The sequence below is a fragment of the Limimaricola sp. genome (genome assembly GCF_016125575.1).
Classification (GTDB): domain Bacteria; phylum Pseudomonadota; class Alphaproteobacteria; order Rhodobacterales; family Rhodobacteraceae; genus WGLM01.
Genome location: NZ_WGLM01000002.1, coordinates 277317 through 296710, shown reverse-complemented (window position 1 = coordinate 296710; position 19394 = coordinate 277317). Strand labels below are relative to the sequence as shown.

Here is a 19394-nt window from a genome sequence, read left to right as displayed (position 1 = left end):
CGGACGGAGGGGCCGGCGTCAGAGCGCGCGGCCTTCCAGTTTCTGTTGCAGCCGCGTGATGGCATCCTGCACATCGGTCGCCATCGGATCCAGCGCAAGGGCTGCCTGATAAACGGCCAGCGCCTGCCGGTCGTTGCCAATCTCTTCCATGATGATCGCGATCCCCCGCATCGCGCCGAAATGACGCGGGTTCAGCACAAGCGTCTGACGCAGGTCGTCCAGCGCCGGCCCGACAAGGTCAAGCTGGAAATAGGCGCTGGCACGGCCGTCATAGGCCTCGGCGAAATCCGGCGCATGGTCGATCGCGGCGGTGAAATGTTCAACCGCGGCCTGCGCATCACCCGCCTGCAGCGCGTCCTGCCCCCGCTTGAGCAGCAGGTCGATGGTGGCTGACCCGCTTTGCGACCATGCGTCGTAGATGCTTTTCTCGATCGCGTCGTGATTTTCCGGCGTCGCGTTCTTCAACTGGTCGAACAACTGGTCAAGACGCGCCTGATCAGCCCATGCACCCGGCACCAGCGCAAGGCACAGGCCAAGTGCCGTAACGATATATTTGATGCCACGCCGTCTGATCGCCATATAACAGTTGTAACTCGAACAGCGACCGATGCCAGTAGGCTCAGGTCACATTGACGAAAGGATTCCACCGATGAGCGATGTTCTGACCGAGGCCGTGGCCGCGCTGAACGCAAAGATGGGCGGCGCGGGCTTTGATGGCTCGGCCAAGTTCGTGATCAAGGACGAAGGCGCCATCATCATCGACGGTGCCGGCGCCCGCGCCTCCGACGAAGAGGCCGACGTGACGCTGACTGCCTCGGCCGAAACATTCCGCGCCATCCTCGAGGGCGACCAGAACCCCACCGCCGCATTCATGACCGGCAAGCTCTCGGTCGACGGCGACATGGGGCTCGCGCTGAAACTGTCGAGCGTGCTGGCCTGAGGATGGAGGCCGCCCCCTACTTCGCCGAGATTGCCGACGGCCCGAAGGGTGGGGCAGCGCATTGGCTGCGCGCCGATGACGGGGTGCGCATCCGCGTCGCCCACTGGCCCGTGACCGAGGCGCAGGGCACCGTCCTGATGTTTCCCGGCCGGACCGAGTTTGTCGAAAAGTTCGGCCGCCCGGCAGGTGAACTGGCCGCGCGGGGCTTTGCCAGCATCGCGGTGGACTGGCGCGGACAGGGCCTTGCAGACCGGCTTTCCGACAATCGCAAGCTGGGACATGTCGAGCATTTCTCGGACTACCAGCGCGATGTCGACGCGGTGGTGGCGCATGTGCGCTCGCTGGCCTTGCCCGCACCCTATTTCCTTGTGGGCCATTCAATGGGCGGGGCGATCGGGCTGCGGGCACTGCACCGTGGCATCGACGTGCGTGCGGCAGCCTTCTCTGCGCCGATGTGGGGCATCATGATGTCCCCGGCGTTGCGCCCAGTGGCATGGACCGTCTCAACGTTAAGCAAGCCTTTGGGCATGTCGCGCCGCTTCGCGCCTGGGCAAGAGGCCGAACCCTACCCGCTGCGGCAGGATTTCGCAGGAAACACGCTGACCTCCGACCGCGACATGTATCACCACATGCGCCAGCAGATCAGCGCCCATCCCGACCTCGCCTTGGGCGGCCCGTCGATGCACTGGTTGCACGAGGCGTTGACCGAGACGCGTGAACTGGCACGCAAAAAGGCCCCCGCCTATCCCTGCATCACCTTCCTCGGCAGCGAAGAGGCGATTGTGGATGTGGGCCGAATTCGGCATGTCATGGCGGGCTGGCCCGGCGGCACGCTTACCATGTTGCCCGGCGCGCAGCATGAGGTGATGATGGAGGCTCCGGCCATTCGTGCCCGTGTCTATGACGGCATGGTCGCGCATTTCCGCGCCCATGCCCTTGCACCTGCCTAGCCCAACGCCTTGATGCCGCGGGCCGCTGCCGCAGCCCCTTCGCGCATCCAGCTATGCTCGGAGGCCACGACGAAGACGCTGACGCCGTGGCGCGCCCAGTCCGCGGCCTGCGCCGGACTGGAGACCCACGTCGCATAGGCCCGCCCCTCGGCGCGGGCCGCTTCGCCGATTCGCGCCAGCGCCCGTTGCAGGTCGTCCGAGCCTGTATTGTCATGGCCATAGGCCACCGAAAGGTCCGCCGGTCCGGCAAAGAGCGCGTCGATCCCCGGCACCGCGGCAATGGCCTGCGCGGCCTCCACCCCTTCGGGTTCTTCAATCTGGGCTATCACGATGGTTTCGACATCCTGCGCCAGCACCTCGGCCATCGGCCGCGTGGCAAAGCCCGCCCAGCGGGTCGAGCCGGCATAGCCTCGCCCGCCTGCACCGAAATGCGCGGCGCGCGCCACCTCCTCGGCCTTGTCCACCGAATAGACATGCGGCACAACCACGCCCACGGCGCCGGCATCCAGCGCCTGCAGGATCGCCTCGGGCGTGCCCGCGGACACCCGCACCAGCACCGGCATGTCCAGCGCGCGGGCCACGGCAAGGCAGGCATCCAGCCGGTCGCGCCCAAAGCCCGCATGCTCGGTATCAAGGCAAAGGAAATCCAGCCCCGACTGGGCCAGCACCTCGATCACCGTCACGTCAGGGATCTTCACGAAGGTGCCCGATAGCACCTCTCCCGCCATCATCCGCGCCTTCAGTCCCGCCGTTCGCATCGCCCAAGCCCTCCACCTTGCCCGACTTGGGCCACAGCCACGCGCGCTTGGCAAGGCCCCTTTCCCCGCGCCGCGCGGGCGCTAGGCTGGGACGCATGGAGGACGTGCTGAGTTTCACCGATGCCGGGCTTTATTGCGCCGCGGGCGATTTCCACATCGACCCGTGGCGCCCGGTGCCGCGCGCGCTGATCACCCATGGCCATGCCGACCACGCCCGCCCCGGCATGGGTGCCTACCTTTGCACCGCCCCTGCCGCGCCGGTGATCCGCCTGCGGCTGGGCGATGTGACGCTCGAGACCATCGCCTATGGCGAGGCGCGCCAGATCGGCGGCGCGCGCGTGTCGTTCCACCCCGCGGGCCACGTCCCCGGCTCGGCCCAGATCCGGGTCGAGGTGGCCGGGCAAGTCTGGGTCGTCTCGGGCGACTACAAGGTTGTCGACGACGGGCTGTCGGAGCCCTTCGCGCCGGTCCGCTGCCACACCTTCATCAGCGAATGCACCTTTGGCCTGCCGGTTTTCACATGGCCCGACGCCGCCACGCTGAAGGCGCAGATCGACGGCTGGTGGGCCGCCAATGCCGCGCAGGGCCGCGCTTCGCTGCTGGGGGCCTATTCGCTGGGCAAGGCGCAGCGCCTGCTGACGATGGTGAACCGCAACATCGGCCCGATCCTGACGCATGGCGCGGTCGAGAACACCAACGCGGTGCTGCGCGCGCAGGGCGTGGCCCTGCCGCCCACGCTGCGCGTCACGGCCGAAACCGACGCGCGCGCGCATCCCGGCGCGCTGGTCATCGCGCCGCCGTCAGCCCTGTCTGGGCCCTGGGCGCGGCGCTTTGGCCCGGCTGAAACCGCCTTCGCCTCGGGCTGGATGGCGATCCACGGCATCCGCCGCCGTCGCGGGACCGAACGCGGCTTTGTCATTTCCGACCATGCCGACTGGGCCGGCCTCAACGCCGCCATCGCCGCCACGGGGGCCGAGCGCATCTATGTCACCCACGGCTACACGGCGGTCTTTCGCCGCTGGCTGGAGGAACAGGGTTATGACGCCCGGATCGTGCGCACCGGGTGGGAGGGCGAAAGCCTCGACACCGCCGAAGAGGCGGGCACATGAAACGTTTCGCCGCCCTCTTTGCCGCGCTTGACGCGACCGGCAGCACCACGGCGAAAACCGCCGCCCTCGCCGCCTATTTCCGCGAGGCCCCACCCGAGGACAGGCTTTGGACCGTCGCGCTGTTCTCCGGCCGCCGCCCGCGCCGCGCCATCACCGCGACCCGCCTGCGCGACTGGGCAGCCGAGGCGGCGGGGCTGCCATTGTGGCTGGTCGAGGAATCCTACCCCGTCGTCGGCGACCTCGCCGAAACCCTGTCGTTGATCCTGCCGCCCCCGACCCGCAGCGCCGAGAACCGCCTTGCCGGCTGGATCGCCGAGTTGCGCCGCCTGTCCACGCTGGACGAAGAGGCGCGCCGCGCGGGCATCCTTGCCGCGTGGGACAGCCTTGGCGGGACCGAACGGTTCCTTTTCAACAAGCTGCTGACGGGCGGCTTTCGCGTCGGCGTCAGCCAGAAGCTGATGACGCGCGCACTGGCGCAGGCGACCGGGCAGGACGAGGCCGCGCTGACCCATCGCCTGATGGGCGGCTGGACGCCCGACACCACGACGTGGCAGGCGCTGATCACCGCGCCCGACCCCGCCGCAGACCTGTCGCGCCCCTACCCGTTCTGTCTGGCCAGCCCGCTAGACGACATCGCCGCCCTTGGCCCGGTCAGCGACTGGGCGGCGGAATGGAAATGGGACGGCATCCGCGCGCAATTCGTGCTGCGCGGCGGCAACTGGTTTCTCTGGAGCCGGGGCGAGGACCTGGTCACCGACCGCTTCCCCGAACTGGCGCAACTGGCCGACCGCCTGCCGCAAGGCACCGTGATCGACGGCGAGGTGCTGGCCTGGGCCGACGGCGCTCCCCTGCCCTTCGCGCGCCTGCAGCCGCGCCTTGGCCGCAAGAGCGTGCCGAAGAAACTGCTGGCCGAGGCGCCTGCGCTGCTGATGGCCTATGACCTGCTGGAAGATGCGGGGCAGGACCTGCGCGGCGCGCCCCTGTCGCAGCGCCGCGCCCAGCTGGCGAGGCTGCTGGACGGCCTGCCCGAGGACACCCCGCTGCGCCTGTCGCCGCAGCTGCCAGCCACCGACTGGCCCGCACTAGCCGCCGCCCGCGAGACGGCGCGCGAGAACGGCGCCGAGGGCCTGATGCTCAAACGCCTTGCCAGCGCCTACGGCATCGGGCGCAAGCGTGGCGACTGGTGGAAATGGAAGGTCGATCCGCTGACGATCGACGCGGTGATGATCTATGCGCAGGCCGGTCACGGCCGCCGCGCAACCCTTTTCACCGACTACACCTTTGCCGTGCGCGACGGCGACGGCTTTACCCCCTTCACCAAGGCCTATTCCGGCCTGACCGATGCCGAGTTCGCCGAGGTCACCCGCTGGGTCCGCGCCCATACGCTGCAACGCTTCGGCCCGGTCCGGCAAGTGCCCCCCGAACTGGTGTTCGAGATCGCCTTCGAGGGCATCCAGGCCAGCCCGCGTCACAAATCCGGCATCGCCCTGCGCTTTCCGCGCATCCTGCGCTGGCGCCGGGACAAGCCCGCGGCCGAGGCCGACACGCTGGGCACCCTGCGCGAGATCCTGCGACAGCACGGCTAGATCGGCGCAACGCGGCTTTCCCCGGCCGCGGCCTGCCCCTATGTTGCCCGGCAACGCAGGCAAGGAAAGGCCCCCAGCATGACCCGCACCCGTCCCGTTTTCGATGCCAACACCTCTGGCGGCAAGGCCATCGGCCCCCTGCCCGAATGGGACCTGACGGATCTTTACCCCGCCCCCGACTGCCCGGAACTAACCCGCGATCTCGCCTTCGTCGAAACCGCCTGCGCCAGCTTCGCCGCCGATTACGAGGGCAAGCTGGCCACCCTGACAGCCGCGCAGATGCTGGAAGCGGTGCAACGTTACGAGAAGATCGAGGAGGTTTCAGGCCGGATCATGTCCTATGCCGGGCTGCGCTATTACCAGCTGACCACCGATAGCGCGCGGGCCAAGCAGATGTCCGACCTGCAGGACAAGATCACCGCCTATACCACGCCGCTGGTCTTCTACGGGCTGGAATTCAACCGGCTGGACGACGCCCACCTTGCGGGCCTTCTGGCCGCCAATGCCGATCTGGCCCGCTACAAGCCCGTCTTCGACCGGATGCGCGCGATGAAGCCCTACCAGCTGTCGGACGAGCTGGAAAAATTCCTGCACGACCAGTCCACCGTTGGCGCCGCCGCATGGAACCGCCTGTTTGACGAGACCATCGCCAGCCTGACCTTCACCATCGACGACGAGGAACTGACGCTGGAGGGCGTGCTGAACCTCTTCACCGATCCTGACCGCGCCAAGCGCGAGGCGGCGATGCACGAACTGGCCCGCGTGCTGGGCCAGAACATCAAGACCTTCGCCCGCGTTCACAACACCCTGGCCAAGGAAAAAGAGATCGAGGACCGCTGGCGCGGCTTTCCCACGCCCCAGACCGGCCGCCACCTTGCCAACCATGTCGAACCCGAGGTGGTCGAGGCGCTGCGCAACGCCGTGGTCGCCGCCTACCCCAAGCTGTCGCACCGCTACTACCGGCTGAAGGCGAAATGGCTGGGCCTTGACCGGATGCAGGTCTGGGACCGCAACGCGCCCCTGCCGATGGAGATCACGCGCACCGTCCCATGGGACGAGGCGCAAAAGACCGTGCTCGATGCCTACGCCGCCTTCTCGCCCGAGATGGCCGAGATCGCGCAGCCCTTCTTCGACAAGGGCTGGATCGACGCAGCCGTCAAACCCGGCAAGGCGCCGGGCGCCTTTGCCCACCCCACCGTCACCAGCGCGCACCCCTACGTGCTGCTCAACTACCTCGGCAAGCCGCGCGACGTGATGACGCTGGCGCATGAACTGGGCCACGGCGTGCACCAGGTTCTGGCCGCGGGCCAGGGCGAGCTTTTGTCCTCCACCCCGCTGACGCTGGCCGAAACCGCCTCCGTCTTCGGCGAGATGCTGACCTTCCAGACCATGCTGTCACGCGCGAAAGACCAGGCCGAACGCAAGGTCCTGCTGGCGGGCAAGGTCGAGGACATGATCAACACCGTCGTGCGCCAGATCGCCTTCTACGATTTCGAATGCAAGCTGCACGCCGCCCGCTCGCAGGGCGAACTGACGCCCGAGGATATCGACGCGCTCTGGATGTCGGTGCAGGCCGAAAGCCTTGGCGACGCCTTCGACTTCGCCCCGGGATACGAGACGTTCTGGGCCTACGTCCCCCACTTCGTCCACTCGCCCTTCTACGTCTACGCCTACGCCTTCGGCGACGGGCTGGTGAACGCCCTCTACGCCGTTTACGCCGAGGGCGACCCCGACTTCCGTGCCAAGTATTTCGACATGCTCCGCGCGGGCGGCTCCAAACACCACAAGGCGTTGCTGGCCCCCTTCGGCCTGGATGCCAGCGACCCGAAGTTCTGGGACAAGGGGCTGAGCGTCATTGCCGGGATGATTGACGAGCTGGAGGCGATGGAGGGGTGAAGGGGCCCCCCTCACTTCAACTGACTGTCCTTTGACCCCCGCCGGTTGATCCCGCCGCGCGCCCGGAACCGGCCGTCGCGCTCCTGCTGGCAGGCCACGCACAGCTTCACGCCGGGCACAGCCCGCCGCCGCGCCTCGGGGATCGGCTCGTCGCATTCCGCGCAGTGGGTCAGGCTTTCGCCCACCGGCCCGCGCTGCGCCTTCAGTCGCGCCAATTCATCGGCGATCGAGGCTTCGATCTGCTCGCTGACCGCGCCGTCCTTTGCCCATCCACCCGCCATGCCCATGCCCTCCTGAAAGGTGACATCTTCACGCTACCAGAAATCACCATTGAAAATCAATGTCTTGCCAGCCGTCCCCGTGGGGACGCTCCGCAAGCCCTTCTTCTGGCCCCAAATACTCCCGGGGGGAGGCGCGGTACGCGCCGGGGGGCGGCGCCCCCCTGACCCCGCCTCAATCCAGCGGCGTCCAGGGCCAGGGCTTCACCTCGCTCGCCGCCGTCTGATAGCGCGCGGCCTTGGCCACCCAGATCCCCAGCGCGGTGCCAAAGGCCGCCAGCCGCGGGTTGGGCCGGCGCTGATTGGTCAGGAGGACGATGAACTGCACCACCGTCACCACCCCCAGCACCGTCTGCGCGGCCGAAATCATCACCGCGATCACGATCATCCACAGCAGGCGCGGGCCCAGCCCTTCGCCGATTTCCGCCGTCTCTTCACCCTCGTTAACACCCGACATCGCACAGACCCCTTTCAGCAGGTTTTAACCTGCCGATGATGTGGGGCGCCGTGCCGCGCCGCGCAAGAGACCCGGCCTGCGTCCCAGTCCCAGACGGCCCATATCGGCCCCCTGCGCCGCGATCCGCGCGATGGCCTGATCGACCAGCTCCGGCGTGCCCGCGTTGATCGTGTTCTGCCCGAGAAACCAGTACAGGAACGCCTCGAACGGCCAGTCGATCTGGGTTGCCATTTCCAGCGCCTTGTCGAACCCCGCGGGCGTTTTCAGCGTGATCGCGCAGTGGCGCAGGTCCGACCGGCCAAAGAGGATGGCGGGCGTGTGGTGAATCATCCCCTCCAGCGCCACCGCCGAACTGATCGAGACCGACACAGAAGCGACCGCAAGGATGTCGTGGATATTGGCATCCGAGATCATCACGCGCCGGTCACGTGCGGCGATGTCGGCCAGCCAGGCCATCACTTCGGGGCCGTTTTCCTTTGGATGCGGCTTGATCACCACCGCGCGGTCCCCCGCGCCGTCCAGCACCGCCGCCACCATTTCGGGCGTCGTGACATGTTGGACCCGGTCAAGGATGTCCGAGCCGCCTTGCAGGAACACCGCAACGCAGCCCTCCGGCAGCACCTCTGGCTCCTGCTTCTGGCCGTAGCGCGACATCCGCCCTTCCACCAGCCGCCGGTGCAGCCGGACATGAAATACGCGGGCCTCCTCGGCATCCGCCTCGCGCGGGTCGAACTCGGCCTCGGCCAGCGAACTGTCGCCGTAAATGCCGGACGGATCGGCGTACCAGAACGGATAGACGTAGGCGAGGCCGGTACACAGGACATTCGGCTGACGCAGCACCATCTGGTGGATGAAATGGAAATCGCCATCATCGGCGGCAGGGGCAGCATTCATCGCGGCCCGCTCCACCAGCGAGGCGCGCGCGCCGCGCGCGTTCAGGCCATCGCGCAGCTTGGCATAAAACTGGCTGGGGTTGTCGCGCACGTTCGCCAACATGTGGCGCGGCAGGTGGATCAGGATCTCACCGGGCATCGGACGCCGCGAACGTCATGTCGATCATCCTCTGCGTTCCCTTGCTGAATTCCAGCGGGCAAGGATAGGCGGCCCCGGTTCGGACAGAGTGGCCGAACGCCTCGACCTGAAGAACATAATGGTTCACGCCGGGCCAGCGTTCGACGCTGCGCACCCCTGCGCTGTTTTCCAACACCAGTTCGGCCTGATCGAAAACGCCCGCGTTGAACGGGCAGGTCAGCGTCAGCACGCCTGCGTCGCCGTGAAACACCACCTGTTGGCGCGGGAACAGCCGCATCGAGACAGTCGCGCCATAGCTGAAAGAGGGGAACCGCGCCGCCATCTGCACGTAGACGTCGACATCATTCTCCCAGCGGATCGCCGCATGGGTTATCGCCTCGGGCTCCTCGCCGCTGACAAAGCGCGCCGCCCCGAAGGTATAAACGCCGATATCGGGCAGGCCACCGCCACCCGTTTCGGGCTTGTTGCGGATATTGGCGGTGTCACTGGCGTTGTTGTAGGTAAACACCGCCTCGACATGGCCCAGCTTGCCAATCGCACCCTCCGCGACCAGTGCACGGGCGCGGTGAAACTGCGGATGATGCACGATCATGTAGGCTTCGGCCGCCAGCAGACCGCTGGCATCACGCGCCGCGATGACGGCATCAAACTGGTCTGCCCGCAGCGTCAGCGGCTTTTCGCACAATACATGCTTGCCCGCCGCCAGCGCCTTCAGCGTCCAGTCGACATGCAGGTGATTGGGAAGCGGGATATAGACGGCGTCGATACCCGGATCGGCCAGCAATGCCTCGTAGCTGTCATGCACCCGCAAACCGGGCGCGAATGCGCGAAATCCCGCCGCCTTGGCCGGGTCCGACGTCGCCAGCGCGGCCAGTTCCGCGCCCGCGGCGGCATGAATGGCGGGCGCCATGAAGGTACGGGCGAATTTCGCCGCCCCAAGAACGCCCCAGCGCACTGCACCGCTCATGTTTCGCTCCCTGCCCTGCCTTTTGTCGAAAGACTACAGAGCGTAACCGGCATAGAAAAGGGCGAGGCAAACGCCCCGCCCTTCCTGTTGCTTCTATGACTCGCGTCGCCGCGTTCAGGCGGTTTCCAGCATGCCCTTCTCGCGGGCCAGTTCCTGCATCCTTTGCTGCAGCTTCTCGAAGGCGCGCACCTCGATCTGGCGGATCCGCTCGCGGCTGACATCGTAGCGGGCCGACAGGTCTTCCAGCGTGATCGCCTCGTCCGACAGGCGACGCTGCACGAGGATGTCGCGCTCGCGCTCGTTGAGCACTTCCATCGCCTTGGCCAGAAGCGCACGGCGCGCGTCCAGCTCGTCCCGCTCTTCGTAGTCATGCGCGGTATTGGCGTCTTCATCCTCAAGCCAGTCTTGCCACTGTGTGGCGCTGTCGCCGTCCGAGCCCACCATTGCGTTCAGCGAGGCATCACCGCCCGAAAGGCGACGGTTCATGCTGACCACTTCGGTCTCTGTCACGCCAAGGTCATGCGCGATCTGCTTGACGTTCTCTGGACGCAGGTCTCCTTCTTCCAGCGCGCCGATGCGCGCCTTGGCCTTGCGCAGGTTGAAGAACAGCTTTTTCTGCGCGCTGGTCGTACCCAGCTTCACAAGGCTCCACGAGCGCAGGATGTATTCCTGGATGCTGGCCCGGATCCACCACATCGCGTAAGTCGCGAGGCGGAACCCCTTTTCAGGGTCAAACCGCTTGACCGCCTGCATCAGGCCCACGTTGGCCTCGGAAATCACCTCGGCCTGAGGCAGGCCATAGCCGCGATAGCCCATCGCGATCTTGGCAGCCAGACGCAGGTGGCTGGTGACCATCTTGTGCGCCGCGGCGGCATCCTCGTGGTCGATCCAGCGCTTGGCCAGCATGTATTCCTCTTCCGGCTCCAGCATCGGAAACTTGCGGATTTCCTGCAGGTAGCGGTTCAGTCCCTGTTCCGGCGACGGTGCCGGCAGATTGGCATAGGTCGTCATGTCGTTGTCCCCTCTCCCGATGTTTAAGGGCTTAACATGGATATGGTAGCGGTATCGGCCAACGTCAAGGTCCGTACCCGTGAAGCTTGAACGTTGTATGAACGGCTCTCCGGCGCGGGGCCAGCCAGATTTCTGCGCGCTCACGCAGACGAGATGGCTCATCACAAGCTGGAAAACGGCGTTTTGGGCGCAGGTTTTGCCTTGTTTCGCGACTTGGGCCAAGATGGCGATCACAGCGACGTGAAAGGATTGCCAATGACACCTCCCGCAAGTTTGCCTCGCGCCCCTGCCATTGCCGCCGGACTGGCGCTGTTGTTCATGACCGTCGCCGGCCCCTTTGGCCTGCTGACGACCACGGCCGTCACCGGCGCGGCCGAGGCAGATGCACTGGCGCAAATCGTGGAAGGGCCGCGGTTTCGGCTTGCGGCGCTGGCGTTCATTTTGATCGCGCTGGCCGACATCGTCGCGGCATGGGGTCTTTATCTTGTCCTGCGGCCGGGGGCCGACGGTCTGGCGCTGTTGGCCGCGTGGCTGCGCGTTGCCTACGCGGTCATGCTGGCGGTGGCGACATCGCACCTCGTTGCGGCCCAGCCGCTGGCAGCCGCGGGTGATGCCGCGGCAGTGGCCGACGTCGCGCGTTTCTCGGCCGACTGGGCCTTGAGCCTTGGCATCTTCGGGGCGCACCTCGTGGTGCTTGGCCTTGCCGGATGGCGCAGCAGGATCGTGCCACGTCTAATCGCGGCCCTGGTTGCGATCGGCGGGCTGGCCTACTTCGCCGACGCCTACGGCCCGCTGGTCTGGCCGGGATACGCCCTTGGCCTGGCCGCATACCTCTTTTTCGGCGAGATCCTGTTGATGCTCTGGCTTTTCTGGGCCGCGCTGCGCCGCTGAATTCAGCCCGGCAGCGTGCCGCCCAGCGCCGCAAGCAGACCGGCCATGTCGGCGGGCAGGGGTGAGGCGAACCGCATCTTCTTGCTCGTCACCGGATGGGTGAAGCCCAGCGTCGCGGCATGCAATGCCTGCCGCGGAAAGGACAACGCAGCGGCCTGCCCCTTGGCACCGACGGCGGCCACCGGCAGCTTGCGCCGCCCGCCATAAACCGGATCGCCGATCAGCCCGTGCCCGGCATGGGCCATGTGCACGCGGATCTGGTGGGTGCGCCCGGTTTCCAGCCAGCATTCCACCAGCGCAGCCGCCGGCGGTGTGCCCAGCGCCTGCACGATGCGCACCCGCGTCACCGCGTGACGGCCATTGTCGAAGCTGACCGCCTGCCGCTGCCGGTCGGTCTTGTGGCGGCCCAGCAGCGTCTGGATCTTGAGGATGTTGCCCGGCTCGAAACTGGTTCCACGAACACCGTGCAGGCGCGGATCATTCTGGTCGGGCACGCCCGCGCAAAGGGCAAGGTAGCGCCGCTCGACCGTATGTTTGGCGAATTGGGCCGCCAGCCCGTGATGCGCCTTGTCGGACTTGGCCACGACAAGAAGCCCCGAAGTTTCCTTGTCGATGCGATGCACGATGCCCGGCCGCTTTTCGCCCCCCACACCCGACAGGCTGTCGCCGCAATGGGCAATCAGCGCGTTGACCAGCGTGCCGCCGGGCGAGCCGGGCGCGGGATGAACGACCATGCCCGCAGGCTTGTCGATGACGACCAGATCATCATCCTCGAACACGATTGTCAGCGGGATCGCCTCGCCGCCGATATGGCTTTGGGTGGCGGGTGCCACGGCAATGACAACCTCGGCCCCCTCGGCCACCCGCGCGCGGGCATCGGTGACCACCGCGCCGTCGATCGTCACCGCCCCCTCGGCAATCAGCCGTCCAAGGCGCGAGCGGCTGAGATCGGCCGCGGCTGGCACATCGCGTGAAAGCGCCTTATCTAGGCGCGCAGGCGGGTCGGCGGCGATCCGGAACGTAACGATGTCCGTGCCGGGGGATGTGGCCATGGGTGAAGCTCCTGACGACCTTGCGGCGCTGCCGCCGCATCTTGTCATGCTGCGCCGGCTGGTGACCGTGCTGACGGTCGTGATGATCGCGGGGTTCGTAGTCCTAATCTACGCGCTTGTCACCCGGCTGAACGCGCCCGCCCCCGTCTTGCCGGACCAGATCACCCTGCCCGGTGGCGCAACCGCAACGGCCTTTACCCAAGGGGTGAACTGGTATGCGGTGGTGACCTCTGACAACCGCATCCTGATCTTCGACCGGACCACCGGCGCGCTGCGCCAGACGATCGAGGTCAAGTAGCGTCAGGGCTGGCGCAGGGCCGCGCTCCATTCCGCCAGAAACCGGCGGCGCTTGAGCGGGTCGAGATAGACCAACAGCCCCGGGTCCAGCCGGATCGGCCGGAGCGACTGGTCGGCGGCCAGCGCCGCCTCGTCGATGGCAGGCAGGCCGGCCTTTTGCGCCATCAGTTGCTGGCCCGTATTCGACAGCAGGAAATCGAGAAAGGCCGCGGCAAGGTCCGGGGTGGGCGCGGTGCGCGGGATCAGCGCCGTGCGCAGCAGGATATGAGTGAAATCCTGCAACTCGATAATCTGCACGTCACCTGCAGGCGGCAGGCTGGAAGCGGCGTAACTGCCAAGCACGTTATAAGCCAGCGCAAGCCTTCCGGCCCGCAGATCGGCGATCATCGTCGCAGAGGACGCGTAAAGACGGGGCGCCAGCGCGCCCATGACCTCGGCCAGTCGCCAGAAACTGTCGGACTGGCGCGCATCCTGCGTGGCAAAGAGATAGCCCGCGCCAGAGCGGACCGGATCATACGTGCCGATGCGGCCGCGGAACTTGTCAGGATGGTCGCGCAGAAGTGCTGTCAGCGCCGCACGGGTACGGGGGACCGCAAGTCCGCCCAGCGCGCGGCGATCGACGATCAGAACCACCGGTTCCTGCGCCACTGCGAACAACTGGTCGCGCCACCGGGCCCAAGGCGGCAGCGCCGCCGTTTCGGCCGCGTGATGGGGGGCAGCAAAGCCGTCATTGGCAAGCTTCATCTGCAGGTCCATTGCCGAGGAAATCACCAGATCCGCTTCGGTTGCGCCATCATGCACCGCCGCGAACACCTCTTGGCTGCCGGCAACCTGATAGCGCAGGGTGATGTCCGGCCGGCGCGCCTGAAACGCGACGACCAGAGGCTGGAAGATCGCCGTGTCGGTCGTCGACAGCACCGTCAGAACCGGCCCGCCCGGCGTGCCCGGAAAGAGCGTCTCTTCCTCCAAAGTCAAAGCCGCCGCGGGCCGGGCCAGCGCAGCAGCCGCCAGCAGGGCGAGGCAAAGGCGCCTTAGTCCAGCGGCAAGGTCAGTTCGGCGCATGAGCCTCCTCCGTCGCGTTCGCGCAAGGTGAAGCGGCCACGCTGGGCGCGCGCGACCTCCTGCACGATGGTCAGTCCCAACCCCGAGCCCACAACATCCTCGACATTGCGGCCTCGCCGGAAGCGGCCCGTCAGATCGGCAAGACTTGCCCCCGACAGGCCCCGGCCCCGGTCGGCGATGCGGATCGTGGCGCGGCCCTGCGCAACGCCAAGCCCCATCTCGACCCGCCCGTCGGGCCCTGAATACTTGATGGCGTTGTCGACGAGGTTGCGCAACGCGGTTTCCACCAGCAGCCGGTCGGCGGTCAGCATCACCGCGCTGTCGGGCACACTGACGGCCAGCGCGACATCGGCCATGTCGGCGGCGGGCGCATAGCTTTGGCCGATGTCGCGCAGTAGCGCGGCAAGGTCCAGCGGCGCCTCGGCCCGCTGGTCGCTGCGATAGACCACCGCGGCATGTTCCAGAAGCTGTCCTGCCGCGCGCGCGCTGTCGTCGACGGCGCGGATCACTTCACGCAGGCTGGCGCGGGTGGCCTCGTCTTGGGTTTGGCGCAGCGCGATCTCGGCCCGCGCACGCAGCGTGGCCAGCGGCGTGCGGATATGGTGCGCTGCCTCGGCGATGAAGGTTTCGGTACGTTTGAGCGCCCCCGACAGCCGCGCGATGAAGCCGTTGAGCGCGGCCGTCAGCGGCGCCAGTTCCACCGGAACCGGCTGTGTCACCGGGCGCAGGTCCTGCGGGCCGCGCCGGCCCAGCGCCCCGGCGAGCCTGTCCAGCGGCCGCACGACCGACCGCGTCGTCAGAACGGCCAGCAACGCCGCCAGCGCAAAGAACCCAAGGCCCAGCGCCGCGGCCCGCCACGCCATATCGGCCACGATCGCCTCTTGCGCGCTGCGGGTCTGGCCGACGATCACCTGCACCTGCGCGGTATGCCCGCCCGCGATCACCGGGCGGTTCACCGCCGCCAACCGCACCAGCGCCTGCTGGTACGGGCGTGAGTAAAAGAGCGGGTTCAGCCCCGGCGGCGCATCATCGGGCGCGGGCAGGTCCGCATAGCCGGTCAGGTCGGCGCCATCGACGATGATGCGGTAGAACACCCTGTCCTGCCCCACCGCGCCCAGCATCGAGAAGGCAGTATAGGGAATGTCGATATCCACCCCCTCGTCGGTGCCGCGCAGCTGTTCGGCGACGGCGATTGTGGCAGCCCCCAGAATGCTGTCCTGCGTCTGTTCAACCGCCGAGCGCGAGACCCCGCGCACCGAAAGGTACAGCAGCACCGACAGCACCGCTGCCCCGCCCAACAGTTGCAGCAGAAGCCGGCGGCGGATAGAGCCGGGGGCGGCGGCCCTCATGCCACCGTCAGGCGGTAGCCGACACCACGGACCGTCTCGATCCGCGCGCGGCTGCCATCGAGCTTGCGGCGCAGCCTTGCGACATAGACCTCGATCGCGTTGTCGCTGACGCTTTCGGCGGCCGAGAACAGCCGGTCGCAAAGCTGGGTCTTTGAATAGATGCGCTCCGGCGCGGACATCAGCACCTCCAGTAGGCGCAGTTCGCGGTTGCGCAACTCGCGCGCCTCGCCATCCACCGCGACGGTGGCGGCCAGCGGATCGAAGATGAGGTCGGCGAAAGTCTGCACCGTCTGCGCCGCGCCGCCCCGGCGGCGCAACACCGCGCGCACCCGCGCCTCCAGCTCTGCAAAGTCGAAGGGCTTGGTGATGTAGTCGTCCGCCCCGGTATCCAGCAGCGCCACCCGGTCGCTGACGGCCGAGCGTGCGGTCATCACGATGACCGGCGTGTCGCGTCGGGCGCGGCGATGGGCGGCAAGGAAATCGCGCCCGTCGCCATCGGGCAGCATGATGTCGAGTAGGATGAGGTCGTAGGCGGCGGTGGCCAGGTGATCTTCGGCGGCATCCAGCGAGGCGGCCCAGTCCACCCCGTGGCCGTCCAGCGTCAGCCGCGCCTGCACGGTCTGCGCCAGTTCGGCATTGTCCTCGACCAGCAGGAAACGCACCTTCTCCGCCTTTTCACAAAACGCCCGATTTTTCGGCACCATGACAGGTTGGTGTCAGGTTGTCCGCGAAGTCTGGCCAGCGCAAGGGGCATGAGGACGGGCCAAAGGCCTGCGCCCCGGCACGCATGGAACCAGGGAGGACCACCATGACCAAGACCCTTCGCGCGCTGCTAAGCGGCGCGGCCTTCGCCCTTATCGGCACCGGCGCTTTTGCGACCGAGTGCATCGCCCCGGCCAACCCCGGCGGCGGCTGGGACTTCACCTGCCGGCAGATCGGCAAGATCCTGTTCGACATCAAGCAGGTCGACGCGCCGGTGCAGGTCACCAACATGGCGGGCGCCGGCGGCGGCACCGCCTTCAGCTATGTCGTGAACGAGCGCAACAACGACCCCGACCTGATCGTCGCGGCCTCGTCGGCCACCACGACGCGGCTTGCCCAGAACGCCTTCGGCGGCGCGACCGCGGACCAGGTTCGCTGGGTCGGAGCAATCGGTGCCGATCCGGGCGTGATCGTCGTGGCCAAGGACAGCCCCTACCAGACGCTGAGCGACCTCGTCGACGCGATCAAGGCCGATCCCGGTTCGGTTGCCTTCGCGGGCGGTTCGGCGGCCGGCGGCTTTGACCACATGAAGCCGCTGCAAGTGCTCAAGGCCGCGGGCTTTACCAACATTCGTGCGGTGAAATACATCGGCGTCGACGGCGGCGCGGACGCGATCACGCAAACGATCGGCGGCCACACCCAGGCAATGACTGGCGACATGTCCGAGGTCGTGGGCTTCATCAAGTCGGGCGAGGTCCGCGTGCTGGCCGTCCTGACCGAAGACCGAGTGCCGGGCTTCGAGGACATCCCCACCGCCAAGGAGCAGGGTTATGACGTCGTCGCCGTGAACTGGCGTGGCCTCTACGTGCCCAAGGGCATCAGCGACGACCAGTTCCACGCCTGGGCCGCCAAGCTGCAGGCCGTGGCCGACAGCCAGGAATGGAAGGACGCGATGGCCGCCAACGGTCTTGCCCCCTTCACCAAGGTCGGTGACGACTTCCAGGGTTGGGTCGACAAGGTGATCGCCGACACGACCGAACTCTCCAAGGAAATCGGTGTGATCCAGTAATGGCCAGCGACCGCATCTTCGGCGCGGTCGTGATCCTCGTGGCGCTCGCATTCTTTGCGGGCGCCACCCAGATCCGTACCAGCTTTCTGGCGGACCCTGTCGGGTCCAAGACTTTCCCGATGCTGATCTCCGCGGCGGCCTTCATCTGCGGCGTGGTCATGCTGATGCGCCCCGATCCCGAACCTGACTGGCCAGCCCTGCGCACGCTGGGTGCGCTGGCCATCGCCACGGTGGTGCTGGTTGCCTATGCCTATACGCTCAAGCCGTTGGGTTTCGTCGGGCCCACGGCAGTGGCCGCAGCCATCGTCAGCTACCAGATCCGGCCCCGCGCCTTGCCCGCACTGGCCACAGGCGTTGGGATTTCGGTGGGGCTCTTCGTGCTTTTCCGCTTTGGCCTTGGCCTGTCGCTGTTCGCCCTGCCCCGCGGCATGGGCCTCTGAGGACGCCCGCCCATGATGGACCTGTTTCACAACCTCGCGCTGGGCTTCGGCATTGCGCTGACGCCGTACACGCTGCTCTTGGCGGTCATCGGCTGCTTCATCGGCACCATCGTCGGCGCGCTGCCGGGCCTTGGCCCCTCGAACGGCGTCGCAATCCTGATCCCGCTGACCTTCTCGCTGGGCCTTGATGCCACGGCGGCGCTGGTGCTGCTGACATCGGTCTATTACGGGGCGATGTATGGCGGGCGGATCAGCTCGATTCTGCTCAACATCCCCGGCGATGAACCCGCGTTGATGACCACGCTCGACGGCTACCCAATGGCGAAGCAGGGCCGCGCCGGTGATGCGCTTGTGATCTCGGGCGTGGCCTCTTTCGTGGGCGCCATGCTTGCCACGCTGGGCCTGATGATCATGGCGCCGCTTCTGGCGCAGGTCGCCTACAAGTTTGGCCCGGCCGAATATTTCGCACTCTACCTTCTGGCATTCTCGACATTGGGCGGCATCTCTTCGTCCAATCAGGCCAAGGCGGCGGTCGCCTCCTGCATCGGGCTGGGCATTGCGATGATCGGGCTTGATACCCGGTCGGGGATGCCGCGATTTACCTTCGGCAACATGCACCTCAATGACGGGATCGACTTTCTCGTCGCCATCGTCGGCCTGTTTGCCGTGTCAGAGGTCTTCTTCTTCATCGAAACACACGGCAAGGGCAGCGCCGTGGGCGTCAAGCTGGGCAAGGTCACCGTGCCGTGGCGCGACCTGTGGGACAGCAAGTGGACGATGCTGCGCTCCTCGGTCCTGGGCTTTTTCGCCGGCGTCCTTCCCGGAGCGGGCGCCAGCCTTGGTAGCTTCATGACCTACATGATGGAGAAATCCATCGCTGGCAAAGACGCCGGTTTCGGCACCGGGGTGCCCAAGGGCGTGGCCGCGCCCGAGGCAGGCAACAATGCTGCCGCCGGTGGCGCGCTGGTGCCGATGCTGACGCTGGGCGTGCCCGGCTCGGGCACCACGGCGGTGCTGCTGGCGGTGCTGATGACGCTCAACATCACGCCAGGGCCGACACTTTTCACCGACCGGCCCGACGTGGTCTGGGGGCTGATCGCCTCGCTGCTCATCGCCAATTTCGTGCTGCTGGCGATGAACGTGCCGATGGTGAAGGTCTTCGTGCGCATCCTGCAGGTGCCCCCGGCCATCCTGATGCCGGGTGTCACCATGGTCAGCTTCGTGGGCATCTACGCGCTGACCGGCAGCTATTTCGACCTGCTTCTCGTCACCGCCTTCGGCGTGCTGGGCTACATGCTGCGCAAGCTCGACGTGCCGACGGTGCCGGTGATCATGGGCATCCTGCTGGGCGGCGCGATGGAAAAGGACCTGCGCGACGCGATGGTGCTGTCGGATGGCGACTGGACTTACCTCTTCGCCTCGCCGGTCTCCGTGGGCCTGTGGATTGCGGCGGTGCTGGGTTTTCTCGCGCCTATCGCCTTGCGCCGCATCATCCGAAAGCCGCAACTGGTCGCCGACGACATCGACGATGGCGGGGTGAGGGACTGA

The 19394-nt window shown here is 67.0% G+C and carries 21 protein-coding genes; 10 read left to right on the top strand and 11 right to left on the bottom strand.

Annotation, left to right across the window (positions count from 1 at the left end):
• Positions 1-18: 18 nt before the first annotated feature.
• Positions 19-579, bottom strand: coding sequence for a tetratricopeptide repeat protein (locus GC146_RS02925; RefSeq protein ID WP_291834125.1), 561 nt, complete (start codon positions 577-579; stop codon positions 19-21).
• 70 nt (positions 580-649) lie between these two features.
• Here GC146_RS02925 and GC146_RS02920 point away from each other — a divergent pair, with 70 nt between their 5' ends.
• Positions 650-940, top strand: a complete 291-nt coding sequence (locus tag GC146_RS02920) for an SCP2 sterol-binding domain-containing protein (RefSeq protein ID WP_291834122.1) — start codon at positions 650-652, stop codon at positions 938-940.
• A 2-nt stretch (positions 941-942) separates the two neighbouring features.
• Positions 943-1890, top strand: coding sequence for an alpha/beta hydrolase (locus tag GC146_RS02915; protein ID WP_291834119.1), 948 nt, complete (start codon positions 943-945; stop codon positions 1888-1890).
• On the opposite strand, the gene GC146_RS02910 is transcribed toward GC146_RS02915, so the two are convergent.
• Entirely contained in the window at positions 1887-2648 is a 762-nt protein-coding gene (locus GC146_RS02910) for an aldolase/citrate lyase family protein (RefSeq protein WP_291834117.1), read from the bottom strand. The genes GC146_RS02915 and GC146_RS02910 overlap by 4 nt on opposite strands.
• 95 nt (positions 2649-2743) lie before the next feature.
• Here GC146_RS02910 and GC146_RS02905 point away from each other — a divergent pair, with 95 nt between their 5' ends.
• The 3 genes from GC146_RS02905 (at position 2744) to GC146_RS02895 (ending at position 7239) form a co-directional block, all read left to right on the top strand.
• Entirely contained in the window at positions 2744-3757 is a 1014-nt protein-coding gene (locus tag GC146_RS02905) for a ligase-associated DNA damage response exonuclease (RefSeq protein WP_291834114.1), read from the top strand.
• A complete protein-coding gene (locus tag GC146_RS02900; RefSeq protein WP_291834112.1) occupies positions 3754-5343 on the top strand; it encodes an ATP-dependent DNA ligase in 1590 nt (529 codons plus the stop codon). Before GC146_RS02905 ends, GC146_RS02900 begins: the two co-directional genes overlap by 4 nt.
• 78 nt (positions 5344-5421) lie before the next feature.
• Positions 5422-7239, top strand: a complete 1818-nt coding sequence (locus tag GC146_RS02895) for a M3 family oligoendopeptidase (protein ID WP_291834110.1) — start codon at positions 5422-5424, stop codon at positions 7237-7239.
• Positions 7240-7250: 11 nt separating this feature from the next.
• Here the strand turns inward: GC146_RS02895 and GC146_RS02890 are convergent, their stop codons facing one another.
• The 5 genes from GC146_RS02890 to rpoH form a co-directional block, all read right to left on the bottom strand.
• A complete protein-coding gene (locus tag GC146_RS02890) occupies positions 7251-7520 on the bottom strand; it encodes a DksA/TraR family C4-type zinc finger protein (protein WP_291834107.1) in 270 nt (89 codons plus the stop codon).
• 172 nt (positions 7521-7692) lie between these two features.
• On the bottom strand, positions 7693-7974 hold the full coding sequence (locus tag GC146_RS02885; protein ID WP_291834104.1) for a DUF4389 domain-containing protein: 282 nt from the start codon (positions 7972-7974) through the stop codon (positions 7693-7695).
• A 24-nt stretch (positions 7975-7998) separates the two neighbouring features.
• Complete coding sequence (locus GC146_RS02880; protein WP_291834101.1) at positions 7999-9006, bottom strand: hypothetical protein; 1008 nt, start codon at positions 9004-9006, stop codon at positions 7999-8001.
• Entirely contained in the window at positions 8996-9973 is a 978-nt protein-coding gene (locus GC146_RS02875) for a Gfo/Idh/MocA family oxidoreductase (protein ID WP_291834098.1), read from the bottom strand. Before GC146_RS02875 ends, GC146_RS02880 begins: the two co-directional genes overlap by 11 nt.
• Before the next feature lie 114 nt (positions 9974-10087).
• Positions 10088-10984, bottom strand: a complete 897-nt coding sequence (gene rpoH / locus GC146_RS02870; RefSeq protein WP_291834096.1) for an RNA polymerase sigma factor RpoH — start codon at positions 10982-10984, stop codon at positions 10088-10090.
• A 255-nt stretch (positions 10985-11239) separates the two neighbouring features.
• Between rpoH and GC146_RS02865 the strand changes: the two genes are divergently transcribed.
• On the top strand, positions 11240-11875 hold the full coding sequence (locus GC146_RS02865) for a DUF4386 domain-containing protein (RefSeq protein ID WP_291834093.1): 636 nt from the start codon (positions 11240-11242) through the stop codon (positions 11873-11875).
• A gap of 2 nt (positions 11876-11877) precedes the next feature.
• On the opposite strand, the gene GC146_RS02860 is transcribed toward GC146_RS02865, so the two are convergent.
• Positions 11878-12927 (bottom strand): RluA family pseudouridine synthase, encoded by a 1050-nt coding sequence (locus tag GC146_RS02860; RefSeq protein WP_291834090.1) that lies wholly within the window; start codon positions 12925-12927, stop codon positions 11878-11880.
• Between GC146_RS02860 and GC146_RS02855 the strand changes: the two genes are divergently transcribed.
• Complete coding sequence (locus tag GC146_RS02855; RefSeq protein WP_291834087.1) at positions 12926-13225, top strand: DUF6476 family protein; 300 nt, start codon at positions 12926-12928, stop codon at positions 13223-13225. The genes GC146_RS02860 and GC146_RS02855 overlap by 2 nt on opposite strands.
• Positions 13226-13227: 2 nt before the next feature.
• Here the strand turns inward: GC146_RS02855 and GC146_RS02850 are convergent, their stop codons facing one another.
• Genes GC146_RS02850 through GC146_RS02840 form a run of 3 tightly spaced genes read right to left on the bottom strand, consistent with a single transcriptional unit; the run spans position 13228 to position 16297 of the window.
• On the bottom strand, positions 13228-14286 hold the full coding sequence (locus tag GC146_RS02850; RefSeq protein ID WP_291834085.1) for an ABC transporter substrate-binding protein: 1059 nt from the start codon (positions 14284-14286) through the stop codon (positions 13228-13230).
• Positions 14256-15635 carry a sensor histidine kinase gene (locus tag GC146_RS02845; protein WP_291834083.1) on the bottom strand — a complete coding sequence of 460 codons (1380 nt, stop codon included), beginning with the start codon at positions 15633-15635 and terminating at the stop codon, positions 14256-14258. The genes GC146_RS02850 and GC146_RS02845 overlap by 31 nt, the downstream gene beginning before the upstream one ends.
• Positions 15632-16297, bottom strand: coding sequence for a response regulator transcription factor (locus GC146_RS02840; protein ID WP_291834080.1), 666 nt, complete (start codon positions 16295-16297; stop codon positions 15632-15634). The genes GC146_RS02845 and GC146_RS02840 overlap by 4 nt, the downstream gene beginning before the upstream one ends.
• A gap of 146 nt (positions 16298-16443) precedes the next feature.
• Between GC146_RS02840 and GC146_RS02835 the strand changes: the two genes are divergently transcribed.
• Genes GC146_RS02835 through GC146_RS02825 form a run of 3 tightly spaced genes read left to right on the top strand, consistent with a single transcriptional unit; the run spans position 16444 to position 19394 of the window.
• Positions 16444-17406 carry a tripartite tricarboxylate transporter substrate-binding protein gene (locus GC146_RS02835; RefSeq protein ID WP_291834077.1) on the top strand — a complete coding sequence of 321 codons (963 nt, stop codon included), beginning with the start codon at positions 16444-16446 and terminating at the stop codon, positions 17404-17406.
• A complete protein-coding gene (locus GC146_RS02830; RefSeq protein WP_291834075.1) occupies positions 17406-17846 on the top strand; it encodes a tripartite tricarboxylate transporter TctB family protein in 441 nt (146 codons plus the stop codon). The genes GC146_RS02835 and GC146_RS02830 overlap by 1 nt, the downstream gene beginning before the upstream one ends.
• 15 nt (positions 17847-17861) lie before the next feature.
• Positions 17862-19394, top strand: a complete 1533-nt coding sequence (locus tag GC146_RS02825) for a tripartite tricarboxylate transporter permease (protein WP_291835722.1) — start codon at positions 17862-17864, stop codon at positions 19392-19394.

What these genes read in the sequence shown, in the direction of transcription:
- GC146_RS02925 (WP_291834125.1), bottom strand. Translation starts at nt 579, where the DNA reads ATGGCGATCAGACGGCGTGGCATCAAATATATCGTTACGGCACTTGGC.
- GC146_RS02920 (WP_291834122.1), top strand. Translation starts at nt 650, where the DNA reads ATGAGCGATGTTCTGACCGAGGCCGTGGCCGCGCTGAACGCAAAGATG.
- GC146_RS02915 (WP_291834119.1), top strand. Translation starts at nt 943, where the DNA reads ATGGAGGCCGCCCCCTACTTCGCCGAGATTGCCGACGGCCCGAAGGGT.
- GC146_RS02910 (WP_291834117.1), bottom strand. Translation starts at nt 2,648, where the DNA reads ATGCGAACGGCGGGACTGAAGGCGCGGATGATGGCGGGAGAGGTGCTA.
- GC146_RS02905 (WP_291834114.1), top strand. Translation starts at nt 2,744, where the DNA reads ATGGAGGACGTGCTGAGTTTCACCGATGCCGGGCTTTATTGCGCCGCG.
- GC146_RS02900 (WP_291834112.1), top strand. Translation starts at nt 3,754, where the DNA reads ATGAAACGTTTCGCCGCCCTCTTTGCCGCGCTTGACGCGACCGGCAGC.
- GC146_RS02895 (WP_291834110.1), top strand. Translation starts at nt 5,422, where the DNA reads ATGACCCGCACCCGTCCCGTTTTCGATGCCAACACCTCTGGCGGCAAG.
- GC146_RS02890 (WP_291834107.1), bottom strand. Translation starts at nt 7,520, where the DNA reads ATGGCGGGTGGATGGGCAAAGGACGGCGCGGTCAGCGAGCAGATCGAA.
- GC146_RS02885 (WP_291834104.1), bottom strand. Translation starts at nt 7,974, where the DNA reads ATGTCGGGTGTTAACGAGGGTGAAGAGACGGCGGAAATCGGCGAAGGG.
- GC146_RS02880 (WP_291834101.1), bottom strand. Translation starts at nt 9,006, where the DNA reads ATGCCCGGTGAGATCCTGATCCACCTGCCGCGCCACATGTTGGCGAAC.
- GC146_RS02875 (WP_291834098.1), bottom strand. Translation starts at nt 9,973, where the DNA reads ATGAGCGGTGCAGTGCGCTGGGGCGTTCTTGGGGCGGCGAAATTCGCC.
- rpoH (WP_291834096.1), bottom strand. Translation starts at nt 10,984, where the DNA reads ATGACGACCTATGCCAATCTGCCGGCACCGTCGCCGGAACAGGGACTG.
- GC146_RS02865 (WP_291834093.1), top strand. Translation starts at nt 11,240, where the DNA reads ATGACACCTCCCGCAAGTTTGCCTCGCGCCCCTGCCATTGCCGCCGGA.
- GC146_RS02855 (WP_291834087.1), top strand. Translation starts at nt 12,926, where the DNA reads ATGGGTGAAGCTCCTGACGACCTTGCGGCGCTGCCGCCGCATCTTGTC.
- GC146_RS02860 (WP_291834090.1), bottom strand. Translation starts at nt 12,927, where the DNA reads ATGGCCACATCCCCCGGCACGGACATCGTTACGTTCCGGATCGCCGCC.
- GC146_RS02850 (WP_291834085.1), bottom strand. Translation starts at nt 14,286, where the DNA reads ATGCGCCGAACTGACCTTGCCGCTGGACTAAGGCGCCTTTGCCTCGCC.
- GC146_RS02845 (WP_291834083.1), bottom strand. Translation starts at nt 15,635, where the DNA reads ATGAGGGCCGCCGCCCCCGGCTCTATCCGCCGCCGGCTTCTGCTGCAA.
- GC146_RS02835 (WP_291834077.1), top strand. Translation starts at nt 16,444, where the DNA reads ATGACCAAGACCCTTCGCGCGCTGCTAAGCGGCGCGGCCTTCGCCCTT.
- GC146_RS02830 (WP_291834075.1), top strand. Translation starts at nt 17,406, where the DNA reads ATGGCCAGCGACCGCATCTTCGGCGCGGTCGTGATCCTCGTGGCGCTC.
- GC146_RS02825 (WP_291835722.1), top strand. Translation starts at nt 17,862, where the DNA reads ATGGACCTGTTTCACAACCTCGCGCTGGGCTTCGGCATTGCGCTGACG.